We start from the raw sequence: 18,809 nt of genomic DNA on the forward strand, positions 1-18,809 counted from the left end.
GCCATGACGCCTTAAGATTGCGCACCCCGCACGCGCATCCACACACAGTGCCCACAAGGCATGCATCGGCCTTCTAGCCTCCCACCCGCCCTGCCCCATGAATCCCAACGCCCACACGCTCTGGCGCGCCCCGCAATGGGCCTTGGCCGCCCTGCTCGCCGTCCTGGGCATGCTCGGGCCGTTCTCCATCGACACCTACATTCCGGCCTTCACCGGCATCGCGACCGCACTGGGCGCCACGCCAGTGGAGATGCAGCAGACCCTGTCGGCGTACCTCTTCGGCTTTGCGTTCATGAACCTGTTCCATGGCGCGCTGGCGGACAGCTTCGGCCGGCGGCCGGTGGTGCTGTGCGGCATTGCGATGTTCACCATCGCTTCGGCAGGTTGCGCGCTGTCGCAGAGCATCGGGCAGCTGATCGCCTTCCGGGCACTGCAGGGCCTGTCCACGGGCGCAGGCATCGTGGTGTCGCGGGCGGTGATCCGCGACATGTTCCCGCCCGCGCGGGCCCAGCAGGTGATGAGCCAAGTCACGATCTATTTCGGGGTGGCGCCGGCGATTGCGCCCATCGTGGGCGGCTGGCTGTTCGTGCACACGGGCTGGCACAGCATCTTCTGGTTTCTGACCCTGGTGGGCGTGGTGCTGTGGGTCGCCAACTTCAAGCTGCTGCCCGAAACCCTGCACGCCGACCTGCGCCAGCCCTTCAATGTGCCGCACCTGATGCGGGGCTACTGGCAGCTGGGCTCGAGCCCGCGTTTCGTGCTGCTGGCGCTGGCCAGCGGGGTGCCGTTCAACGGCATGTTCCTGTACGTGCTGGCGGCACCGGCGTTCCTGGGCGAGCATCTGGCGCTGGCGCCCACGCAGTTCTTCTGGTTCTTCATCCTCACGATCTCGGGGATCATGGGCGGCGCCTGGCTCAGCGGGCGCCTGGCGGGCAAGATCGCGCCCAAGCGCCAGATCCGGCATGGATTCGTGATCATGTTCACCGTGGCCGTGCTGAACCTGGCCGCCAATCTGCTGGTTCCGGTGCACGTGGCGTGGGCACTGGCACCCATTGCCGTGTTTTCATTTGGCTGGGCGCTGATGGTGCCGGTGGTGACGCTGCTGGTGCTCGACCTGTACCCGGAGCGGCGCGGCATGGCCTCGTCGATGCAGGCTTTCGTGGGCTCCACCGCCAACGGAGTGGTCGCGGGCATCATCGTGCCGCTGGTAATGCACTCCACGGTGCTGCTGGCCGTGGCATCGCTGCTGATGCTGTGCGTGGGCCTGGGGGCGTGGATGTACTTGCACCACCGGTGGCCGGACATCGGGCGCACCGCAGCGGTGGGGTGACGAGACTGCCCCCGATGTGAAGCGCTGCGTCAATCGTCACGCATCGCGCATCGTGCACCACCTGCTGCGCACGTCTCGTGGCGCATCGGGCGATGTCCCTCGCGACTGATCAATCGGCCCCGTCCCTGCCCGGCTGGCGCCGGTCCACGCTCTTGTCCTGGTAATAACGCAGCTTCTCCGCGTACATGGCCTGGTCTGCGCGGTGGATCGCGGCCTCCACCGAATCGCCCGACCGGCAGGACGCCACACCCATCGCCAGACTGAGCGGCTGGCCGGGGTAGAACTGGTTGTTCAGGTCCACCATCGACAGGATGCGGTCCTGCAGCGCGTGGGCACTGCGCTCGTCCATGCCCGGCAGCAGCACGGTGAATTCATCGCCGCCGATGCGGGCCGCGCAGGCGGGCAGGTCGACGGCCTTGGCCAGGACCTCGCCCACGCGGCGCAGCATGGAGTCGCCTGCCGCATGGCCTTGCTCGTCGTTCACGAGCTTGAGGCCGTTGAGGTCGATGGCGATGATCGACAACGGCCACGGCCCCTTGCGGGTGATGCGGTTGAGCTCTTCGGCGTAGAACGCGCGGTTGCGCAGCTGGGTGAGCACGTCGTGCTTGCCCAGGTACTCCAGATACGCCTCGGCCTTCTTGCGGGCGGTGATGTCCACCAGCGACAGCAGCACCAGCCCCCAGTCGGCCAGGTGGTCGGCCAGCACCGAGAACTGCATGTGGATGTGCACCGCGTCGCCCGAGAGCGCGTAGTTGACCACCTCGCGCTGCTGGAAGGTCTTGCCCTCCCACAGGTCGAGCAGCTGCTCGGCGAAGGACTCGTGCATCTCGCCGCGGAAAACGCGGCCGATGTTGTTGAGCAGCATGTCCTTGCTGCTGGCACCGAACATCCGCAGCGTCTGCTGGTTGACATCGATGACGCGGATCTCCTGCATGCAGCGCGACACGAACTCGGGGTGCACGGTGATGAAGGTCTTGAAGTCGTCGATGCCCTGCGCACGCACGCCATCGAGCAGGTGCTTGACCGCGCTGAAATCCTCCACCCACAACGACACGGGCGAGTGCTCGAACAGATCGCGTGCGTACTGCTCGCTGCGGCGCAACTGGCGGGCGCTGCGCACCTCGGGAGTGATGTCTTCCAGCGAGACCAGCACGCGGCTCCAGTTGTCGTCGTAGCCCGGCAGGATGCGGGCGCGGATCTTCACATCGAGGCGGCGGCCGTCCAATGCGTAGTTGACGGTCTGGTTGGAGAATTCCTTATGCCCTGCCCAGAGCTGTGCCAGCTCATGGGAGACCGCGTCGTGCATGTCGTCGCGAAACACCTTGTCCAGGTTCGCCTCGAGCACCTGCTGGCTTTCCGCGGCGAACAGCTCCAGCGTGCGCTGGTTGACCTTCAGGACCTTGAGCGAGGCGCTGCACTGGCGCACCCGCGCGGGGTCTGCCGCCAGATGGGCGCGGATGTCCGTGACGCCATCGGCGCGCCAGCCATCGAAAAGCTGCTTGAGCGCGCTGTAGTCTTCCAGCCAGAGCGACACGGGCGCCAGCTCGAACATGTGCTCAAAGTCCGCACCCGATGATAAAGAAGACGACACGGCAGATTCCTCCGGCGCCAATTATTGACGAGCCATTGCGTGATCGCCGCGGGTCGGGCCAGGAGCGCCATAAAAAAAGGCCGGCACCTTGCGGAACCAGCCTGTTGTGCCTGCATGGCCGGCACTGGCCGAGGCATGCAGAAAGACCCCCCTGTCCGGGGGATCTCGCTCAGCGCGCGGGGCGTGCCGGGCGCTTGCGCGCGTCGTGGGCCACGAAGGGCTTGCCGCCACCAGCACCTGCCGGCTTGGCAAAGTCGGGCCGGCGGGGTGCGAAGTCGCCGCGGGGTGCGCCAGCACCTTCGCCGCGTGGCGCAAAGCCAGCACGGCCGGCGTCGCCAAAGCCTGGCTTGCGGCCATAGCCTTCGCCATCACGGCGAGGAGCGCCGGGGGCAGCGCGGTTGCCACCGTCGCGGCCTGCAAAGCCACCACCGAAACCGCCACGGTCGTTGCCACCGAAACCACCGCGGTCATTGCCGCCAAAGCCGCCACGGTCGTTGCCGCGTGCGGGACCACCAAAGCGGCGATCACGGCCGTGGCCGCCATCACGGCCTTCGAAACCACCACCACCCGAACGGCCACGGCCGCCGAAGTCAGCGCGTGGAGCCTGGGGCGCGCGCTGTGCGGGTTCCATGCCAGGAATCACTTCCGGCTTGAATTGCTGCTTGCTGTACGACTCAATGTCGTAGATCTTGCGGCGATCGCGGAACTCGGCAAACGTGACAGCCAGGCCGTCGCGGCCAGCCCGGCCGGTACGGCCGATGCGGTGGGTGTAATCCTCGGCCTTCATGGGCAGGCCGAAGTTGAACACGTGCGTGATCGTGGGCACGTCGATACCGCGTGCTGCCACGTCGGTGGCCACCAGGATCTGCACCTGGCCGCTGCGCAGCGCCATCAGGCGGCGGTTGCGCAGGCCCTGGCTCAGGGCGCCGTGCAACGCAACGGCGGAGAAACCGTCTTGCTGCAGGTCGTTGGCCAGGCCGTCGCACTCCACCTGGGTGCTGGCAAACACGATGGCCTGGTTGATGGTGGTGTCGCGCAGCCAGTGGTCGAGCAGCTTGCGCTTGTGCTGTGCGTTGTCAGCCCAGTGCAGGATCTGCTTGATGTTGGCGTGCTTGGCCTGTGGCGAGTCGATGGTGACCTTTTGCACCGACGAACCGCCGTCGTGCATCACACGCATCGCCAGCTGCTGGATGCGCGGCGCGAACGTGGCGCTGAACATCATGGTCTGCTTGCGCTGGGCGGTCAGTTGGTTCAGTTCGGCCAGATCGTCCGAGAAGCCCAGGTCGAGCATGCGGTCGGCTTCGTCGACGACCAGGAACTGCACCTTGTCGAGCTTGATCTGCATCGAGCGCTGCAGGTCCAGCAGGCGGCCGGGAGTGGCCACCACCAGGTCGGCGTTCTGCAGCTTGGCGATCTGCAGTTGGTAGGGCATGCCGCCCACCACGTTGGCCACGCGCAGGCCACGGCAATGCTTGACGAGGTCGATGGCGTCATGCGCCACCTGCTGCGCCAGTTCCCGCGTGGGGCACAGGATCAGGGCGCCAGGAGTGGCGGCCTTGAAATTGCGCGAGCTGGTGGGATCCTTGCGCTTGGCGCGCTTGGGAGCGGGTTCGCCACGCTCGGCGGCTTCGGCCACGGAACGCTCGAAAGCGGCGCGCTCTTCGGCTTCGGCAGCAGCTTGCTGGTTGATCAGCGTGTGCAGCACGGGCAGCAGGAAGGCTGCGGTCTTGCCGGAGCCCGTCTGGCTGGAAACCATCAGGTCGATGAAGTGCTTGGCATCGGCGCCGGCACCCATGGCCAGGGGGATGGCCTTGAGCTGCACGCTGGTGGGCTGGGTGTAGCCCAGGTCGGCCACAGCCTGCACGAGTTCAGGCGCCAGGCCCAGCTCGACAAAGCCGTTGGGCTGGGCCGTCACGGCCACTTCTGCCTCGGCGGAAACAATATCCGCCACGGCGTCCAGAGGGGAAGACTGCACGGAAACGTCGGCAGCAAAGGAAGTATCTGCAGGCGCGAATTCGCCCTGCACCAAAGAGGTGTCGGTCATGATTTTTCTCTCACGAAGACGGTCGCGGGCGCTGCCCACGATTGGCTTCGTCAAATGGTTAAAAAACATCAACCATCAAACGAAACCTGCGCTGGCGCTGAAGGCCTGAGCGGGTGGGCGTTATTCGCCAGTCCTGCACTGTCTGGTGACAGTCGGCTGGCAAGCCCGGTGTGTGAGGGGAGATGCACAAACTGCGCGGGATTCCTGCGCAGCCAGCGATTATCGCACGATTAAGGGTTTCCCCGCAATACCTTTTTTTTGCGGTGCGGGGAGTGGCATGCCGAACCCTGCGCGGGCCCCGCCGCCAGCAACGCTGGGCCTGGCCTTGCCAGTCGCCCTCGCAACGGGGCGCTGCGGCAGCTCAGGGCTCAGGGCGCCTTCACCTCCACGGCCAGCAGGTGCTGGCGGTAGTGCGCCAGCTCTTCGATGGATTCATGCACGTCGGCCAGCGCCGTGTGCTTTTGGGCCTTCTTGAAGCTGGTATAGGCCTCGGGCTTCCAGCGCTTGGCCAGTTCCTTGAGCGTGCTCACGTCCACATTGCGGTAGTGGAAGAACCGCTCCAGCTTGGGCATGTAGCGCACCAGAAAGCGCCGGTCCTGCCCGATGCTGTTGCCGCACATCGGGGCCACGCCCTTGGGTACGTACTTCGCCAAAAAGGCGAGGATCTGCTGCTCGGCGGCTTCTTCGGTCACCGTGGAGGCCTTCACCTTGTCGATGAGGCCGCTGCGGCCGTGCGTGCCCTTGTTCCACGCGTCCATGCCGTTGAGCAGTTCGTCGGACTGGTGGATGGCGAACACGGGCCCTTCGATGCGGGGCTCCAGGTGAGGGCCGGTCACGACGACGGCGATCTCCAGCAGGCGGTCGGTGTCGGGCTCGAGGCCGGTCATTTCACAATCGAGCCAGACGAGGTTCTGGTCGGACTTGGCAAGCACAGGTGTGGGGGTGGGTGGGGCTTCGGACATGGCGCGCATTGTCGCCGATGCCCCCGTTGCCGACAGGTACAGCGCCACCCTGGCGCGCCGCCGCCCGGTAAACTCTGAGCCCACATGCCCATCACCGACGACCTTTCTCCTTCCCTGCTGCTGACGCTGGCGTTCGCCGCCGCGCTGTCATTGGGGCTTGTCATCAAGCTGTGGCTCGCCTCCCGGCAGATCCGCCACGTAGCGCGCCACCGGGACGCAGTACCCGCACCCTTCGCGGAACGCATCCCGCTGGCCGCGCACCAGAAGGCGGCCGACTACACCGTGACCAAGGCCCGCCTGGGGCTGCTGGAGATGTCGCTGGGCGCCGCGGTGCTGCTGGGCTGGACGCTCTTGGGCGGCCTGGATGCGCTGAACCAGGCGCTGTTGGGGCTGTTGGGCGGCGGCATGGGGCAGCAACTGGCGCTGCTGGTGGCCTTTGCCGCCATCGGCGGCCTCATCGACCTGCCGCTCTCGCTGTACCAGACCTTCGTGGTGGAAGAGCGCTTCGGCTTCAACAAGATGACCTGGCGGCTGTGGCTGGGCGACGCCGTCAAAGGCCTGCTGGTGGGCGCCGTCATCGGCCTGCCGATCGCGGCCATGATCCTCTGGCTCATGGGCGCTGCGGGCCCGCTGTGGTGGCTGTGGGCCTGGTGCTTCTGGATGGGGTTCAACCTGCTGCTGATGGTGGTCTACCCCACCTTCATCGCCCCGCTGTTCAACAAGTTCCAGCCGCTCGAAGACGAATCGCTCAAGGCCCGCGTGACGGCGCTGATGCAGCGCTGCGGCTTCTCGGCCAAGGGCCTGTTCGTGATGGACGGCAGCCGCCGCAGCGCGCATGCCAATGCGTACTTCACCGGCTTTGGCGCCGCCAAGCGCGTGGTGTTCTACGACACGCTGCTGCGCCAGCTGGCCCCGGGCGAGGTCGAGGCCGTGCTGGCCCATGAACTCGGCCACTTCAAGCACCGCCACATCATCCAGCGCATCGTCACCATGTTCGCCCTGAGCCTGGCGGGGTTCGCGCTGCTGGGCTGGCTGTCCACCCAGGTGTGGTTCTATACGGGCCTGGGCGTGCGTCCCAACATCTCGCTGGACCCGGCCATGGCCGCTGCGCCCAACGACGCCCTGGCCCTGCTGCTGTTTCTGCTGGTGGTGCCGGTGTTCACCTTCTTCATCTCGCCCCTGTTCTCGCAACAGTCGCGCCGCCACGAGTTCCAGGCCGACGCCTATGCCGTGGCCCAGTCCAGCGGCGCCGATCTGTCCTCGGCCCTGCTCAAGCTGTACGAGGACAATGCCTCCACCCTCACGCCCGACCCGGTGTACGTGAAGTTCTACTACTCGCACCCGCCCGCCACCGAGCGGCTGGCACGCATGCAACCTACGGCCCAACCATGACAACCTCCATGCTCAAGAAAAAAGACTGGTCCACCCAGACCCGCCGCGCGCTGACCGCGACCGAAGTGGTCGCCAACCTGGCCAAGGTCGAGGGCTGGAAGCTCACCGGCGACGGCGCCGATGTGGCGATCGAGAAGACCTACCATTTCGCCAACTACTACGAGACCATCTCGTTCGTGAACGCACTGGCCTTCGTCGCCAACGCGCAGGACCACCACCCCGACCTGTCGGTGCACTACAACCGCTGCGTGGTGCGCCTGAACACCCACGACGTGCACGGCATCTCTTCCACCGACTTCGAGTGCGCGACCCAGTTCGATGCGCTCGTGGCCTGACCGCAGCCGCCGCCGCATGACACCTCACCCCCACCACCATGGCTGAGCGCAGCGCCCTCATGGAAGGCACGGTGGTTGCCAGCCACGGGCGCCACTGCATGGTCGAGACCCCCGACGGCGAGCGCCGCATCTGCCACCCCCGGGGCAAGAAAAGCCAGTCCGTGGTGGGCGACCGTGTGCTGTGGCAAGCGCCACCGCCCGGCCAGGGCGACGAGGGCACCATCGAGAAGGTGCAGCCGCGGCGCAACCTGTTCTATCGGCAGGACGAGATCCGCACCAAGTCGTTCGCCGCCAACCTGGACCAAGTCCTCATCCTCATCGCCGCAGAGCCCGTGTTTTCGGAAAGCCAGCTCGCACGCGCGCTGATTGCCGCCGAGGCCGAAGGCATCCAGCCCATCATCGGCCTGAACAAGAGCGACCTGGTGGAGCCCTTCGCCCGTGCCTGGGAGCGTCTGGTGCCCTACCGCCACATGGGTGCGGGCAAGCACTATGGCGTGCTGCCGCTGTCGCTGACCCTGTCGAGCGAAGTGGACCGCGCCCTGCTGATGGAGCACCTTCAAGGCAAGACCACCCTGGTGCTGGGCCCCTCGGGTTCTGGCAAGAGCACGCTGATCAACCTGCTGGTGCCAGGCGCCACGGTGCTGACGGGCGAGATCTCGCAGGCGCTGAACTCCGGCAAGCACACCACCACCAGCACGCACTGGTACTGGATGGACAAGGAGCGCACCACCGCGCTGATTGACTCGCCGGGCTTTCAGGAATTCGGCCTGCACCACATCGCCCCGATGCAACTGGCCGCGTGCATGCCGGACATCGCCGAACACGCCACCCACTGCAAGTTCTACAACTGCACCCACCTGCACGAGCCGGGCTGCGGCGTGCTGGATGCGGTGAAACTGGGCCCTTCCGCTGGCGGGATCAGCCCCACCCGCTACAAAATCTATAGCGACCTGTTTGAAGAGCTGAGCCACACCCGGTATTGACCGGGGTATGGGTAGCTGCACGGTGCGGGAAACAAATAGACGCGGGCCTTGAAGCGCACCGCCCTCCACGTAGGCATGCACCACACCAGCGCACCCGTGGAACTGGCTTCGCCAGGCCGCCGGGTGCGTCCCCCTCGGGGGAAGCCGCGCAGCGGCTCAGGGGGGCTTACTAACCCAGCAGCCGCGCCAGGGTCAGCAACGCCAACAGCAGCATCCACACCACCACGGACCGCCACACCAGGCCCACCACGCTGCGCAGATGGCCCACCTCGGGCTCGCGGCCGGGCGTGGAATCGCTGTCGCCCAGGTCGGCGTCGATCTCCAGGCCCTGGGGCGCATGCAGTTCGGTGCGGGCCTTCAGCGCCTCGCCGCCCAGGCGCACATTGATCGCGCCGGCGGTGGCGGCGAGCACCACACCATCGTTGTCATTGGGAAAGCGCTGCGCATGAAAGCGCCAGCCTTCGATGGCCTCTTCGAAGCTGCCGACTACCGCAAAGCTCAGCGCCGTGAGCCGGGCCGGCAGCCAGTCGACCACCGTCCAGGCCTGTGCCGATGCCTGCTGCAGCGAGGCGCTGGCCGGCTGGGCGCCGGTGCGCTGTTTGTAGTGCCAGTAGCGCGACACGAACTCGGCCAGGCGGTACAGCACGGCGCCGGTAGGGCCCAGGCCCAGCGCGGCCAGGACCGAGAACCAGGCCAGCACGCCGAACACATGGCGGTGCGCCGCCAGCACCGAATATTCGATCACGTGGCGCACGATCTCGCTGCGCGGCAGTACCCCCACGTCCACTTGCTGCCAGTGCGCCAGCCGCTCGCGGGCCGCGTCTTCATTGCCCTCTTCGAGCGCATCGCGGATGCCCGTGAAGTGGTGGCTGAACTGCCGAAACCCGAGCGTGACGTAAAGCACCGCCACGCTCCAGAGCACTGCAAATGGCCACCCCAGACCCCACAGCAGCAGCCAGTGGATCGCCAGCGTGACAAGGGCCGGCACCAGCACCGCCAGGCTCCAGGCCACCCAGCCGTGGTGCGGCTTGCCCGCGTCGAAATTGCGGCTCACGGACAGCGCCCACGCACGCAGGCCGGCATGGATGGGGTTGCTGCGTGCCAGCGGGCGTGCCTGCTCGATCAGCAAAGCGAACAGGATGGCGAAGAAACTCATGGGGAGCAATGATACTGGCGCTGAGGCCGCACCAGCGGTCCGAGGCGCCCGCGCGGGACCCAGGGCGGGGGTGGCTGCTCCGGGCAGGGGACCGATGCCCACAGACGCAGCCCAAGGACCGTGGCCAGGCCCTCGGCAGTCTGCCTGCTCAGAGCCGGGGCCGGCACAGCGGCCAGCGGCACCGCCGCTCTGCCATGGCGGCTACGCCTGCATGAAACGGTAGAAATTGCGCAGCATGCCCGCCGTGGCACCCCAGATGTGGTGGGTCTTGCTGCCGTCATGGAACGGCATGGAGAACCACTCGCGGTGGATGCCATCGCTGTCGAACACGTGGCGCCGGTGGTTGGCGGGGTCGAGCAGAAAAGCCAGCGGCACTTCGAACAGGTCGGCCACTTCATACGGGTTGGGCTGGAGCACGCACTCCGGCCGCACCAGCGCCACCACGGGCGTGATGATGAACGAAGAGCCCGTCACGTAGGTGGGCAGCGCGCCCAGCACTTCGACGAACTCGCGGTCCAGCCCCACCTCTTCCTGCGCCTCGCGCAGCGCGGTGTCGGCGGGCGTAGCATCTTCAGGGTCGGCACGCCCGCCCGGGAACGCCACCTGCCCCGAATGCGTGGACAGGTGGGCGGTGCGCTCGGTCAGCAGCACCATGGGCTGCTCGCGCAGCATGATCGCCAGCAGCACCGAGGCGTGCGCTGGCTCTCGGTTCATGAACTTCTTTTCCAGCACCACCTCCGGCTCCCACTGCGGCGGGTGCGCAAAGCGTGCCCGCAAGGCCTCGGGTGTCTGGTTGTGCAGCGGCACCGCGGGCAGGTGCGTGTCCACGCCCACGACCGGCACCAGGCGCGGATCGAAATCGGGCAGGCTGGACAGCGGCACGATGACCGACGAGACAGCAGGGGGCGGCGAAGAGTTCACGATGGATGGGCAGGGGTGGGGGACGGCCTCAGAAGCAGAAAAGCCGCTACGGCAGGCGCTGTAGCGGCTTTGTCAGGACTGGGCCAGGCCCACCGGGTCCGATCAGGCGGCAGTCGCGGCTGCAGCGGCAGCCTTGTTGACGCGCTGTGGCAGCTTTTCCTTGATACGTGCCGACTTGCCGCTGCGGTCACGCAGGTAGTACAGCTTGGCACGGCGCACGTCACCGCGGCGCTTGACTTCGATGCCGGCGATCAGCGGGCTGTAGGTCTGGAACGTACGCTCCACGCCTTCGCCGCTGGAGATCTTGCGCACGGTGAAGCCGCTGTTCAGGCCGCGATTGCGCTTGGCAATCACCACGCCTTCGTAAGCCTGCACGCGCTTGCGGGTACCTTCCACCACATTCACGCTCACGATGACGGTGTCACCAGGGGCGAATTCGGGGATGGTCTTGTTCAAGCGGGCGATTTCTTCCGCTTCCAGTGTCTGGATCAGGTTCATGTGAATTTCCTTGGGATCTTGTCCGCGCCAAAAATGGCTGCGTCGGGATTGACGTCTCAGTGTTTCAAAGGGAAGTCCCTGTCGAAACGGCCGGCCAGAGGATCGAAAAGCCTTTGATTATAGCAATTCAGGCCAGCTTGGCCAATACCGCCTCGTCCGCAGGCGCCAGGCGCCCTGCTTTTCGGGCCGCATCGATGAGATCGGGCCGGTGGCGGGCGGTGATGGACAGCCGCTGGTCGCGCCGCCAGCGCTCGATCTGCGCATGGTGGCCGGACATCAATGCGGGTGGCACCGGCTGCCCCGCCCACTCGTCCGGGCGCGTGTAATGCGGGCAGTCGAGCAGGCCGTCCAGCGCCGGGTTGAAGCTGTCGAGCTGGTGGCTGCCTTCGTCGTTGAGCACGCCGGGCTGCAGGCGCGCCACCGCATCGAGCAAGGCCATGGCAGCGATCTCGCCGCCGGAGAGCACAAAGTCGCCCAGGCTCATCTGCACGTCGACGTGGGCGTCGATGAAGCGCTGGTCGATCCCCTCGTAGCGCCCGCACAGCAGGATGCCTCCGGTGCTGGCGGACCAGCGCTCCACGGCCGTGTGGTTCAGCGGCTCGCCGATGGGAGAAAAAAGCACCACCGGCGCCTGGTTGTCCGCAGCTTCGCCCCGGTCGGCGCGAATGGCGGCCAGGCACCGGGCCAGCGGCTCGGCCAGCATGACCATGCCCGGGCCGCCACCGAACGGACGGTCGTCCACCCGGCGGTAGTTGCCTTCGGCATGGTCGCGCGGGTTCCACAGGCGCACATCCACCAATCCGCCGGTGTAGGCGCGGCGCGTCACGCCGCTGGCCAGGAACGGCGCGAACAGCTCGGGAAACAGGGTGATGACGTCAAAGCGCATGGTGCGCGGCGCGGCGGTACAGCTGCAGCACCGGGTCAGTAGTCGGGCTGCCAGTCGACGGTGATGCGCTTTTCGGGCAGGTCCACCTTGTCGATGAAGGCCGCGACGAAAGGAATCATGCGTTCGAGCGCCTTGCCGTCCTGCTCGTAGGCCAGCACCAGCACGGTCTGCGGCCCCGTGGCCATGAGCTCGCGCACGGCGCCCAGTGCCACGCCCTCGCGGTTGACCACGGCCAGGCCGATCAGATCGACCCAGTAGTACTCGTCCGTCGTGGTGGACGGAAAGCTCGAGCGCGGCACGAAGATGCGCGCACCGCGCAGCGCTTCGGCCGCATCGCGGTCGTCGATGCCTTCGGCCCAGGCCACCACCGTGTCGGAATGGTCCTTGGCCTGGCGGATGGACAGCAGCACGGTGCCGGCAAACGCCTTGGCGCCGCGTTCGGAAGGCTGCAGATACCACCGCTTGGCGGAAAACAGCGCCTCGGGGCTGCTGCTGTGCGACAGCACCTTGAACCAGCCCTTGACCCCCCAGGCGTCGGCGATGCGCCCCACTTCGACAGCGTCGGTGGGCAGCTCGGTGGGTTCGAGGGTGAGGTTGGCGGCCATGGCGGTGATTCCAGAATAGGAAAAGGGCGGGTTCCGTCGGCGTGCCGAACGGAACCCGCCCTTTTCAGGGAGCTTTAAGCAGCCTTCTTGGCGGCTTGCTTGATCAGGCGGTCCACGGTAGGCGAGGACTGGGCGCCCACGCTCTGCCAGTACGTCAGGCGGTCTTGCACGATGCGCAGGCCTTCTTCGGTTTCCTTGGCGGTGGGGTTGTAGAAGCCGATGCGCTCGATGAAGCGGCCGTCACGGCGCACGCGCTTGTCAGCAACGACGATATTGAAGAAAGGACGGCCTTTGGAGCCGCCGCGGGAGAGTCGAATGACGACCATGATTTATCCTTCGGGTGGTGAACTTCCGGCATTTGCCGCAAGCCACTGTGTTCGCAACCATATTCGCAACGCTTGAGACACGCGACATGGCCACCCGGCCAGCGACACGCTGCAAAGCCCGCGATTATATCCACTTCTTCCCAAATGCCCACCATTCGTCCCAGTGCCGACAGCGACCTGCCCGCGATCACCGCCATTTACCGACACCACGTGCTCCACGGAACCGGCACTTTCGAGATCGACCCCCCCTCCGAAGCCGACATGACAGGCCGCCGAGCAGACGTGCTGGCCAAGGGGTTGCCCTGGCTGGTGGCCGAGCAGGACGGACAGGTGTTGGGCTTTGCCTACGCCAACTGGTTCAAGCCCCGCCCGGCCTACCGGTTCTCGGCAGAAGACTCGATCTACATCGCTGAAGACGCGCGGGGCATGGGCCTGGGCCGCCAGCTGCTGGGAGAGCTGGCAGCGCAGGCAGAAGCCGCCGGCGTGCGCAAGCTGCTGGCCGTGATCGGCGACTCGGCCAACGCTGGCTCCATCGGCGTGCACCGCGCGCTGGGCTTCACCGAGGTGGGCGTCATGCGCTCGGTGGGCTGGAAGTTCGGCGCCTGGCGCGACATCGTGCTGATGGAAAAATCCCTGGGCGCGGGCGACACCACGTCGCCGGAATGACAATGGCCCGCATGAAAAACAAGACTGCGGCGGCCTGGCTCGCCTTTCTCGGCGGGCCCCTGGGCCTGCACCGCTTTTACCTGCATGGGCTGGGCGACCTCATCGGCTGGCTGCTGCCCATTCCCACGGCCCTGGGCATCTACGGCATCCAGCGCGTGCAGCAGATGGGCCAGGACGACCACACGAGCTGGATGCTGATCCCGCTGCTGGGCTTCACCATCGCGGGCTGCGCGCTGCAGGCCATCCTATTCGCGCTCAAGACGCCCGAGGCCTGGAACGCACGCTACAACCCGGCAGCCGCGCCCGATGCGCCAGCGGGCCAGACGCAATGGATCACCATCGGCGCCATCATCGTTGCGCTGATGGTGGGCACTGCGGTGCTGATGGCGAGCCTGGCGTTCAGCTTTCAGCGCTACTTCGAGTACCAGATCGAGGAAGCCCGCAAGATATCGCAGTGACCGGGCCAGAGCGCTGAGCGCATTGAGCGCACTGCGCGCCCCACCAAGCCAAACGCCCCGCGGGACTTGCATCCCGCGGGGCGTTTTCGCTGAATCAGACTTGGTCTCTTGCTACCAATTCAGTAGCGCAGCACCTTAAACCGATCACATAGATCACCGATCAAAAGATCTGCAGGCTGATCCAGTAGGCCACGGCCGCCACGAAGGCACTGGCCGGGATGGTGAGCACCCAGGCCCAGATGATGTTGCCCGCCACGCCCCAGCGCACGGCGCTCGCGCGCTGCGTGGAGCCCACACCCACGATGGCACCGGTGATGGTGTGGGTGGTGGACACCGGAATGCCCAGCGTGGTCGCCAGGAACAGCGTGATCGCCCCGCCCGTCTCCGCGCAGAAGCCGCCCACGGGCTTGAGCTTGGTGATCTTCTGGCCCATGGTCTTGACGATGCGCCAGCCACCGAACATGGTCCCGAGGCCGATGGCCACGTAGCAGCTCACGATGGTCCAGGTGGGCGGCGACGCATCGCTGGCCGACGAATACCCGGTGGCGATCAGCAGCAGCCAGATGATGCCGATGGTCTTTTGCGCATCGTTGCCGCCGTGGCCCAGGCTGTAGGCGCCAGCAGACACCAACTGCAGCCGGCGGAACCACTTGTCCACCTTGCTGGGCCGCGTGCGCCGGAAGATCCAGGCCACGGCCACCATCATGAGCGAGCCCAGCGCAAAGCCCAGCAGGGGCGACACGAAGATGAATGCCACGGTCTTCAGAATGCCGCCGGAGATGAGCGCACTGGCGCCGGCCTTGGCGATCACCGCGCCCACGATGCCGCCGATGAGCGCATGCGAGGAGCTGCTGGGGATGCCGTAGTACCAGGTGATCACGTTCCAGGTGATGGCGCCCACGAGCGCGCCGAACACCACGTGCGTGTCGACCACGCCGGGCTGGACGATGCCCTTGCCCACGGTGGCCGCCACGCTCAGGTGGAAGATGAAGATCGCGACGAAGTTGAAGAACGCCGCGAACAGCACCGCCTGCGCGGGCTTGAGCACACCCGTGGAGACCACGGTGGCGATCGAGTTGGCAGCGTCGTGGAACCCGTTCATGAAGTCGAACAGGATCGCCAGCGCCACGAGCAGAACCACAACCCAGAGGGCCGTCTGTACGGTTTCCATGCTGGTCAGCCCGCCGGGTTCAGGAGTTCTCGAGGACGATGCCCTCGATGCAGTTGGCCACGTCCTCGCACTTGTCGGTGATGGTCTCCAGCAGCTCGTAGATGGCCTTGAGCTTGATCACCTCGCGCACATCGGGCTCCTCGCGGAACAGCTTGCTCATGGCGCTGCGCATCACGCGGTCGGCGTCGGATTCGAGCTTGTCGATCTCTTCGCAGGTCTTGAGCGCGGCCTCGGCCACGGCGGGGTCGGCGATCTTCTCCAGCAGCTTGACCGCGTCGCGCACACGCTCGCAGCACTTGAGGCTCAGGTCGGTCAGGCGCGTGATCTCTTCCGTCATGTGGCGCACGTCGTACAGCGCCATGGTCTCGGCGGAGTCCTGGATCAGGTCGGCCACGTCGTCCATCGTGTTGATGAGTGTGTGGATCTGCTCACGGTCGATGGGGGTGATGAAGGTCTTGTGGATGGACTTGTTCACCTCGTGCGTCACACGGTCGGCGGCGCGCTCGGCGTTGTCCACATCCTGGTTGTACTTGTCGCGCAGGTGCGGGTCGTTGTAATTGGCCACCAGTTGCGAAAATGCCCGCGCCGCCTCGACGATCCGGTCCGCATGCTGGTTGAACATCTCGAAAAAATTGCCTTCGCGTGGCAACAGCTTGGCAAACAGCATGGGAACTCCTGCAGGGGGATCGGTTTTTTGAAAGAGACAAAGCCATGACAGTGGCATGACTTTTTGGTGACTCTGCGAGTTTAACCGCCCGCCCTCGCCCGGCCCCAGCCGCGCAGACCGGGCAGCGGCCACCAGAACCCGCGCACGGGCCACGCGCGCAGCAATATGAATCCATTGACGGCCTGCCGCGCTCTGCACAATCGGCTCCAGCTATCGAATCAATAGCAATCCAGACATGCCCCATGGGCGGCAGCGCATGGATGGTCGGTCCGCTCCTACAAATGTGCGCCACGCGATCCCACAGCCTGCGGCTCGCATGGACTTAGATTGGGTTCTCGCCCAGGCGGCCGGCCACCGGCACTGCTGTGGCGCCCACGAACCGACCCTCGATTTCAGCAAGGACATTCTTCATGAGCACACCTCTCTTTCGCCATGTTCCGCTGGCGCTGGCCCTTGCCGCCTGCACCGCGTTCAGCGCGCAGGCCCAGACCAGCGCACCTTCGTCTTCGTCGTCCAGCGCGGCATCGTCGGGCTGGGGCAACGGCCGCGGCTCGGTGCTGCCCTACACCCAGGATGGCTACATCGGCATCAACGGGGGCCGCTCCAACTACAGCCTGAGCAACGGCCCTGCGGGCCTCGGGCTGAGCCAGGACGATTCTGGCAACGCCTACAAGATCTACGCGGGCGGGTTCTTTCACCGCAATCTCGGCGTGGAACTGGGCTACCTGAACGCCGGCACCGCGCACCGCCTGGGCGGTGACACCAAGGCCCACGGGTTCAACCTGAGCCTGGTGGGCCGCGCTCCGCTGGGCGAGCAGTTCGACGTGTTCGGCAAACTGGGCACCACGTACGGCCGCACACGCACCTCCGGGCAGGCCTCGACGGGCGTGGCGCTGGGCAAGGAAGACGGGTTCGGCCTGTCGTACGGCCTGGGCGCGCGCTGGGCCTTCACACCGCAATGGGCGGCGGTGGTGGAGTGGGAGCGCCACAAGTTCAAGTTCTCGGACGGCGACGATTCGGTCAACCTGACGACCGTGGGCCTGCAGTACCGCTTCTGAAGTCGCTGACGCAGGCAGATGCGCGTGATGCGGGTGATGCGGGTGATGCGGGCGCGTAGCCTGCGGTGGCGCAATGGGGGATGGCGCGGCGATCGCCCGGCCCCCGCCCCCCAGCCCACAGGCTGACCAAAGAAAAAGCGCGGCTCGAAAGCCGCGCTTTTTTGTTGGCGTGTGCATGGACCAGCCCGCGCCGTCTCGCGCCCGGGCCACCCCTTCAGGTCACTCGCCCAGATAGGCAGCGCGCACCTTCGGATCGTTGAGCAGCGCCTGGCCGGGGCCGGTCATGGTGATGAGGCCCGATTCCATCACGTAGCCGCGGTCGGCGATCGCCAGCGCGCGGCTGGCGTTCTGCTCCACCAGCACGATGGTCACGCCCAGCGCGTACACGTCACGCACCACTTCGAAGATCTTGTCCACCATGATGGGCGACAACCCCATGGAGGGCTCATCCAGCAGCAGCACCTTGGGCTGGCTCATCAGCGCGCGGCCCATGGCCAGCATCTGCTGCTCGCCGCCGGACATGGTGCCGGCCAACTGGTCCTTGCGCTCGCGCAGGCGTGGGAAGATGGTGAACATCTTCTCGATGTCGGCCAGGATGCCCGCCTTGTCCTTGCGGATGTAGGCGCCCATCTGCAGGTTCTCGGTGATGGTCATGCGTGCGAACACGCCGCGGCCTTCCGGCACCATCACGAGGCCTTCCTTGACGAGGTCCCAGGCGCCCTTGCCCTTGATGCTCTTGCCCAGGTACTCGATGTCGCCATCGTTCATGCCCAGGGTGCCGGTGATGGACTTCATGGTGGTGGTCTTGCCGGCGCCGTTGGAGCCGATGAGCGACACCAGTTCGCCCTCACGCACTTCGAAGTCCACGCCCTTGACGGCCTGGATACCGCCGTAGGCCACCTTCAGGCCCTTGACCTGCAATAAAACTTTGTTGGATTTGTCGGCCATTTGTTGTGTCCTGTCCTTCAGTGCCCGCCGGTGCCCAGATAGGCCTCGATCACTTTTTCGTTCTTCTGCACTTCGGCAGGGTTGCCTTCGGCAATCTGCTTGCCGTAGTCGAGCACCGTCACGCGGTCGCACAAGCCCATGACCAGCTTCACGTCGTGCTCGATGAGCAAGATGGTGCGGTTGTCATTGCGGATGCGGTCGATGAGTTCGCGCAGCTGCACCTTCTCGGTGGCGTTCATGCCGGCGGCGGGCTCGTCCAGCGCGATGAGCTGGGGGTCGGTGGCCAGGGCGCGGGCGATCTCCAGGCGGCGCTGGTCGCCGTAGCTCAGGGTGCGCGCCTTGTAGTCGGCGAACTTGCCGATGCCCACGTAGTCCAGCAATTCCTGCGCGCGACGGCGGATGGCGGCTTCTTCTTCCTTGAAGCCCTTGGTGCGGAACACCGCGCCCACCAGGCCGGACTTGGTGCGGATGTGGCGGCCCACCATCACGTTCTCCAGCGCGGTCATTTCAGCGAACAGGCGGATGTTCTGGAACGTGCGGGCGATGCCCGCCTTGGCCACTTCATGCACCGCCGTGGGCTCGTAGGGCTTGCCGGCCAGCTCGAACGTGCCCGCGTCGGGGGTGTACAGGCCGGTGATCACGTTGAAGAACGTGGTCTTGCCGGCGCCGTTGGGGCCGATCAGGCCATAGACCTGGCCGCGCTGGATGGTGATGCCCACATCGGACAGGGCCTGCAGGCCGCCGAACCGCTTGGAGATACCGGCGACCTTCAGCACCACTTCGTTGGATTTCTCTGTCATTGCTAACTTTCG

General features: G+C 66.1%; 20 protein-coding genes. 7 read left to right on the forward strand and 13 right to left on the reverse strand.

Features of this window, described 5'->3' with window-relative positions; translation table 11 throughout:
* Nucleotides 1-97: 97 nt before the first annotated feature.
* Nucleotides 98-1,330, forward strand: a complete 1,233-nt coding sequence (locus ACSQ3D_RS01225) for a multidrug effflux MFS transporter (protein WP_056416098.1) — start codon at nt 98-100, stop codon at nt 1,328-1,330.
* Between the two features lie 109 nt (nt 1,331-1,439).
* Here the strand turns inward: ACSQ3D_RS01225 and ACSQ3D_RS01230 are convergent, their stop codons facing one another.
* The 3 genes from ACSQ3D_RS01230 to orn form a co-directional block, all read right to left on the reverse strand.
* A complete protein-coding gene (locus ACSQ3D_RS01230) occupies nt 1,440-2,921 on the reverse strand; it encodes a sensor domain-containing diguanylate cyclase (RefSeq protein ID WP_235503992.1) in 1,482 nt (493 codons plus the stop codon).
* 169 nt (nt 2,922-3,090) lie between these two features.
* Nucleotides 3,091-4,965, reverse strand: coding sequence for a DEAD/DEAH box helicase (locus ACSQ3D_RS01235; protein ID WP_056416091.1), 1,875 nt, complete (start codon nt 4,963-4,965; stop codon nt 3,091-3,093).
* Between the two features lie 368 nt (nt 4,966-5,333).
* On the reverse strand, nt 5,334-5,927 hold the full coding sequence (gene orn / locus ACSQ3D_RS01240) for an oligoribonuclease (RefSeq protein WP_056416401.1): 594 nt from the start codon (nt 5,925-5,927) through the stop codon (nt 5,334-5,336).
* Nucleotides 5,928-6,011: 84 nt separating this feature from the next.
* Between orn and ACSQ3D_RS01245 the strand changes: the two genes are divergently transcribed.
* The 3 genes from ACSQ3D_RS01245 to rsgA are packed head-to-tail and all read left to right on the forward strand — an operon-like array spanning nt 6,012 to nt 8,637.
* Nucleotides 6,012-7,319: a M48 family metallopeptidase gene (locus ACSQ3D_RS01245; RefSeq protein ID WP_436125655.1), complete on the forward strand. Its 1,308-nt coding sequence runs from the start codon at nt 6,012-6,014 to the stop codon at nt 7,317-7,319.
* Nucleotides 7,316-7,654 (forward strand): 4a-hydroxytetrahydrobiopterin dehydratase, encoded by a 339-nt coding sequence (locus ACSQ3D_RS01250; RefSeq protein ID WP_056416087.1) that lies wholly within the window; start codon nt 7,316-7,318, stop codon nt 7,652-7,654. Before ACSQ3D_RS01245 ends, ACSQ3D_RS01250 begins: the two co-directional genes overlap by 4 nt.
* 38 nt (nt 7,655-7,692) lie before the next feature.
* Nucleotides 7,693-8,637 carry a ribosome small subunit-dependent GTPase A gene (gene rsgA, locus ACSQ3D_RS01255; RefSeq protein ID WP_056416084.1) on the forward strand — a complete coding sequence of 315 codons (945 nt, stop codon included), beginning with the start codon at nt 7,693-7,695 and terminating at the stop codon, nt 8,635-8,637.
* A gap of 169 nt (nt 8,638-8,806) precedes the next feature.
* Here the strand turns inward: rsgA and ACSQ3D_RS01260 are convergent, their stop codons facing one another.
* The 6 genes from ACSQ3D_RS01260 to rpsP all read right to left on the reverse strand — a co-directional run bounded on the left by ACSQ3D_RS01260 (nt 8,807) and on the right by rpsP (nt 13,029).
* Complete coding sequence (locus ACSQ3D_RS01260; protein ID WP_396502952.1) at nt 8,807-9,793, reverse strand: CobD/CbiB family protein; 987 nt, start codon at nt 9,791-9,793, stop codon at nt 8,807-8,809.
* A 201-nt stretch (nt 9,794-9,994) separates the two neighbouring features.
* On the reverse strand, nt 9,995-10,714 hold the full coding sequence (locus ACSQ3D_RS01265; protein WP_396502953.1) for a CoA pyrophosphatase: 720 nt from the start codon (nt 10,712-10,714) through the stop codon (nt 9,995-9,997).
* Between the two features lie 102 nt (nt 10,715-10,816).
* Complete coding sequence (gene rplS / locus ACSQ3D_RS01270) at nt 10,817-11,212, reverse strand: 50S ribosomal protein L19 (protein ID WP_056416077.1); 396 nt, start codon at nt 11,210-11,212, stop codon at nt 10,817-10,819.
* Nucleotides 11,213-11,339: 127 nt separating this feature from the next.
* Nucleotides 11,340-12,098, reverse strand: a complete 759-nt coding sequence (trmD, locus tag ACSQ3D_RS01275) for a tRNA (guanosine(37)-N1)-methyltransferase TrmD (RefSeq protein ID WP_056416075.1) — start codon at nt 12,096-12,098, stop codon at nt 11,340-11,342.
* A 35-nt stretch (nt 12,099-12,133) separates the two neighbouring features.
* Nucleotides 12,134-12,703: a ribosome maturation factor RimM gene (gene rimM, locus ACSQ3D_RS01280; protein WP_056416072.1), complete on the reverse strand. Its 570-nt coding sequence runs from the start codon at nt 12,701-12,703 to the stop codon at nt 12,134-12,136.
* Between the two features lie 74 nt (nt 12,704-12,777).
* Nucleotides 12,778-13,029 carry a 30S ribosomal protein S16 gene (rpsP, locus tag ACSQ3D_RS01285; protein ID WP_010463504.1) on the reverse strand — a complete coding sequence of 84 codons (252 nt, stop codon included), beginning with the start codon at nt 13,027-13,029 and terminating at the stop codon, nt 12,778-12,780.
* A gap of 144 nt (nt 13,030-13,173) precedes the next feature.
* On the opposite strand from rpsP, the gene ACSQ3D_RS01290 reads away from it, so the two are divergent.
* Together ACSQ3D_RS01290 and ACSQ3D_RS01295 are read left to right on the forward strand one after the other, a co-directional pair.
* A complete protein-coding gene (locus tag ACSQ3D_RS01290; RefSeq protein ID WP_056416069.1) occupies nt 13,174-13,695 on the forward strand; it encodes a GNAT family N-acetyltransferase in 522 nt (173 codons plus the stop codon).
* A gap of 11 nt (nt 13,696-13,706) precedes the next feature.
* Entirely contained in the window at nt 13,707-14,153 is a 447-nt protein-coding gene (locus ACSQ3D_RS01295) for a TM2 domain-containing protein (RefSeq protein ID WP_056416396.1), read from the forward strand.
* Between the two features lie 160 nt (nt 14,154-14,313).
* Here the strand turns inward: ACSQ3D_RS01295 and ACSQ3D_RS01300 are convergent, their stop codons facing one another.
* Together ACSQ3D_RS01300 and ACSQ3D_RS01305 are read right to left on the reverse strand one after the other, a co-directional pair.
* Nucleotides 14,314-15,324: an inorganic phosphate transporter gene (locus ACSQ3D_RS01300; RefSeq protein WP_056416066.1), complete on the reverse strand. Its 1,011-nt coding sequence runs from the start codon at nt 15,322-15,324 to the stop codon at nt 14,314-14,316.
* A gap of 19 nt (nt 15,325-15,343) precedes the next feature.
* Nucleotides 15,344-15,991 carry a DUF47 domain-containing protein gene (locus tag ACSQ3D_RS01305; protein WP_056161892.1) on the reverse strand — a complete coding sequence of 216 codons (648 nt, stop codon included), beginning with the start codon at nt 15,989-15,991 and terminating at the stop codon, nt 15,344-15,346.
* 410 nt (nt 15,992-16,401) lie between these two features.
* Between ACSQ3D_RS01305 and ACSQ3D_RS01310 the strand changes: the two genes are divergently transcribed.
* Complete coding sequence (locus tag ACSQ3D_RS01310) at nt 16,402-17,049, forward strand: porin family protein (protein ID WP_436125656.1); 648 nt, start codon at nt 16,402-16,404, stop codon at nt 17,047-17,049.
* A gap of 219 nt (nt 17,050-17,268) precedes the next feature.
* Here the strand turns inward: ACSQ3D_RS01310 and ACSQ3D_RS01315 are convergent, their stop codons facing one another.
* Both ACSQ3D_RS01315 and ACSQ3D_RS01320 read right to left on the reverse strand, forming a co-directional pair.
* A complete protein-coding gene (locus ACSQ3D_RS01315; protein ID WP_056416060.1) occupies nt 17,269-17,997 on the reverse strand; it encodes an ABC transporter ATP-binding protein in 729 nt (242 codons plus the stop codon).
* A 17-nt stretch (nt 17,998-18,014) separates the two neighbouring features.
* Nucleotides 18,015-18,797, reverse strand: coding sequence for an ABC transporter ATP-binding protein (locus ACSQ3D_RS01320; RefSeq protein WP_056416057.1), 783 nt, complete (start codon nt 18,795-18,797; stop codon nt 18,015-18,017).
* Nucleotides 18,798-18,809 lie beyond the last annotated feature (12 nt).

Source organism: Acidovorax sp. LjRoot117 (assembly GCF_964252695.1).
Taxonomy (GTDB): Bacteria; Pseudomonadota; Gammaproteobacteria; order Burkholderiales; family Burkholderiaceae_C; genus Acidovorax.